We start from the raw sequence: 1,089 nt of genomic DNA on the forward strand, positions 1-1,089 counted from the left end.
CATGGCACTGAAGTTCTGGGTGACGACGCCCTTCTTCTACTCGGACATGGACCGCCCGTGGGGCGAGTTGTTGCAGGACATGCTGACGATCGTCGACACCGCCGAGCGGCTGGGCTTCGAGGGTGTCGCGATCAACGAGAACGTGTTCCAGAACTATGTCGCGAACCCCAGCGCCCTGGCCTTCGCCGCGCTGGCGGCGGCGCGGACCGCGCGGCTGCGGATTCTGCCCGGCGTGGTGGTGCTCCCGAGCTACAACCCGCTGCTGATCGCGTCGGAGATGGCGATGCTGGACCACCTGGCGCCGGGCCGGGTGGGTATCGGCGTGGCCCGGGGCGGCGGCCGCTACCAGCTGGACCGGATCGGGGTGGACCCCGCCAAGTCGCGGGAGATCTACGAGGAGGCGCTGGAGATCATCCAGCGGGTGTGGGTCGAGGACAACGTGACCTACGAGGGCCGCTACTTCTCGTTCCCGCGCACCACGCTCGTGCCCAAGCCCGCCTCGCAGCCCGGCCCCGACCTGTGGGTCGCCTCGCAGAGCGTCGATGGCGTGCGGAAGGTGGCCGCGCAGGGGCACAACCTGCTCACCGCGCCCAACTGGGGCAACTTCGAGCCGCACGGGGACCTCGAGGCGCTCCTCGAGGCCTTCAACACCACGGCCGCCGAGAGCGGCAAGCCGCGCGGCGAGGTCATGGTCTACCGGCACACCTGGCTGGGCCGGACCGAGACCGACGCGCTCGAGTTCTTCGACGACATGGTCAGCGAGTACAACCACTACCTCGCGCTCACCCAGACCGTCAGCCAGGGCACCCGCGAGGACCGCCTCAAGGCGCGTGGCACGGGCGAGAAGATCGAGTTCGTGGAGGCCGGCCGCGTCGTGCCCGCGAACGAGTCACCCTCGTCGGAAGGCCTCTGGGAGAAGTACTCCGACCCGGTCCTCACCACCGCGGACAAGATGATCGAGCGGTTCAAGGAGATGGAGGCAATGGGCGTCGACCACCTCGCCTGCCTGATCGCCTGGGGCCAGCCCATCGAGGCCGTCGTCGCCCAGATGGAGCTGATGGCCCAGCAGGTCCTGCCCGCATTCGCCGA

1 protein-coding gene is annotated in these 1,089 nt (G+C 69.0%); it reads left to right on the top strand.

Annotated elements, in window-relative coordinates; genetic code table 11:
- Window positions 1-1,089, top strand: a 1,089-nt coding sequence (locus ACL02T_RS34850; RefSeq protein WP_412835086.1) for an LLM class flavin-dependent oxidoreductase, incomplete at both ends; no start/stop codon positions are given.

Source organism: Pseudonocardia oceanicola (genome assembly GCF_047200735.1).
In the GTDB taxonomy this organism is placed as follows: domain Bacteria; phylum Actinomycetota; class Actinomycetes; order Mycobacteriales; family Pseudonocardiaceae; genus Pseudonocardia.